The organism is Mesorhizobium sp. M4A.F.Ca.ET.050.02.1.1 (assembly GCF_003997725.1).
Taxonomy (GTDB): Bacteria; Pseudomonadota; Alphaproteobacteria; order Rhizobiales; family Rhizobiaceae; genus Mesorhizobium.
This window is the reverse complement of the sequence record NZ_RZSG01000870.1, coordinates 1-2,389: the sequence shown is the minus strand read 5'-3', so window position 1 is coordinate 2,389 and position 2,389 is coordinate 1. Positions and strand designations below refer to the sequence as shown.

Genomic DNA, 2,389 nt, shown 5'->3' with positions numbered 1-2,389 from the left:
ATCTACGGCACAGCTGCAAAATCTCAATTTCAGACCGCTTTTAAGCCGCGATTCAGCGGTTAGGGCGATCATCGCGGAAATGTCAATTCTTGTTTCGCACGTGCGAACAGCCCATAAATGGGTGAGATGAAGCCGTATCCCAAATATTTCGAGAAAATCCGCATCCGGCCGGAAAAGGACGCGGAGCTGAAGTCGCGCGCACCGATCTGCCAGTGGGACGGCTGCAAGGAGGCCGGCACCCATCGCGCGCCGGTCGGGCGGCTGAAGGAGGGCGAGTATTTCCGCTTCTGCTTCGAGCATGTGCGCGAGTACAACAAGGGCTTCAACTACTTCTCGGGCGTGCCGGACACCGAGGTCGCCCGCTTCCAGAAAGAGGCACTGACCGGACACCGGCCGACCTGGCGCATGGGAGCCAATGGCGGCGGGATGCGCTCGGCGCCCGATTTCGCCCAGCAGCGCTCCGGCCGCGCCGGCTACTACAACCGCATGCGCGACCCCTTCAACCTATTCAACGGGCCCAAGGATCCGCGCGAGGCGCGCGAGCGCAAGGCCAAGCCCCTTGAGGCCAAGGCACTGGAAACTCTTGGCCTTGATACAAAGGCGACTGGCAAGGATATCAAGGCGCGCTATAAGGAACTGGTTAAGCGTCACCATCCGGATGCGAATGGCGGCGACAGGGGTTCGGAAGACCGGTTCCGCGATGTGCTCCAGGCCTATCGCGTGCTCAAGCAGGCAGGATTGTGCTGAGCGGCCCTACGGTTCGTGTCGTTTTCCAACTTTCACAAGGTTGGAAAAGGCTCTAAGACCGCCCCCGGACAAAATCGATTGCCGGCGAAATCAGCCATTTCGCCCGTGGAGACGTGGATAGAGATGAACAAGGTCGACCGCGACATCGCCAACCTGCCCGACACGACAGTGTCGGTGAAGGACAAATTCGGCTTCGATTCCAAGATGGTGGTGCCGGCCTATTCGGTTTCTTCGGAGCACGTTCCGGACGTCGATCCCGACTATTTGTTCGACAAGAACACGACGATGGCGATCCTCGCCGGATTTGCCTACAACCGCCGGGTCATGGTGTCTGGCTATCACGGCACCGGCAAGTCGACCCATATCGAGCAGGTCGCCGCGCGCCTCAACTGGCCCTGCGTGCGCGTCAACCTCGACAGTCATGTCAGCCGTATCGACCTCGTCGGCAAGGACGCCATCGTCGTCAAGGACGGGCTGCAGGTCACCGAATTCCGCGACGGCATCCTGCCCTGGGCCTATCAGCACAATGTCGCGCTCTGCTTCGACGAGTACGACGCCGGCCGTCCGGACGTGATGTTCGTCATCCAGCGCGTGCTGGAATCTTCGGGCCGCCTGACGCTGCTCGACCAGAGCCGGGTCATCCGCCCGCATCCGGCCTTCCGGCTGTTCGCCACCGCCAACACGGTCGGCCTGGGCGACACCACCGGCCTCTATCACGGCACGCAGCAGATCAACCAGGCGCAGATGGACCGCTGGTCGATCGTCACCACGCTGAACTATTTGCCGCACGACAATGAGGTGAACATCGTGCTGGCCAAGGCCAAGCACTATCGCGACAGCAAGGGCAAGGATATCGTCAACAAGATGGTGCGGGTCGCCGACATGACGCGCTCGGCCTTCATCAACGGCGACCTTTCGACCGTGATGAGCCCGCGTACCGTCATCACCTGGGCAGAAAACGCCGAGATCTTCGGCGATATCGGCATGGCGTTCCGGCTCACCTTTCTCAACAAGTGCGACGAGCTGGAGCGATCGGTGGTCGCCGAATTCTACCAGCGCGCCTTCGGCGAAGATTTGCCCGAATCCGCCGCCAACGTGGTGCTGGGGTAGCGCTGACCTCATGGAAGCGGCGTGCCGGACATTTCTGTGGAGCATCCCGGTACTCTGTTTGTCGATCTGTCAGGCAGCCATGGCTCAGACCGCACCATTTACACCGGGCCAGATTTGGACTTATCACGGAGCAGCGCCCGCTTCCTCGCGAGTAATTGTAGGTGCGGCTGACACTTTTGCGGGAAAAGGCCAGCCGATCGTTTCGATCTCCGTCACCGACGTGCCGATACCGACCAATGAAAAGGAGATGCAGACTGTGGCTCATTTGCCCGTTGCTGCCGATGCGCTGCGGGCGAGTGTCGTTGAGCTTGAGGGCACGGGGTCTGTTCCAGATGGTTTTGAGAGTGGATACCGTCAGTGGCGACAGACTTATGACTCCGGAAAAGCAGGCTATTTCACAATTTCGGTTGAGGGAATTGTCCGGATACTCCGCACTCAATTTGACCAACGGACAACAGGCCAGCAGCCGGAAATGAAATAGAGACGTATTATGGCGGGTCCGGGCGACAACACGCGCAACAAGCCGAAGAAC

3 protein-coding genes are annotated in these 2,389 nt (G+C 59.9%); all 3 read left to right on the top strand.

Going from position 1 to position 2,389, the window contains the following annotated elements; genetic code table 11:
- Window positions 1–117 precede the first annotated feature (117 nt).
- The 3 genes from EOA33_RS32440 (at window position 118) to EOA33_RS32430 (ending at window position 2,338) form a co-directional block, all read left to right on the top strand.
- Complete coding sequence (locus EOA33_RS32440) at window positions 118–747, top strand: J domain-containing protein (RefSeq protein WP_126058058.1); 630 nt, start codon at window positions 118–120, stop codon at window positions 745–747.
- A 123-nt stretch (window positions 748–870) separates the two neighbouring features.
- Entirely contained in the window at window positions 871–1,857 is a 987-nt protein-coding gene (gene cobS / locus EOA33_RS32435) for a cobaltochelatase subunit CobS (protein WP_126058059.1), read from the top strand.
- 79 nt (window positions 1,858–1,936) lie between these two features.
- Window positions 1,937–2,338 carry a hypothetical protein gene (locus tag EOA33_RS32430; protein ID WP_245455364.1) on the top strand — a complete coding sequence of 134 codons (402 nt, stop codon included), beginning with the start codon at window positions 1,937–1,939 and terminating at the stop codon, window positions 2,336–2,338.
- The last annotated feature ends 51 nt before the right edge of the window (window positions 2,339–2,389 follow it).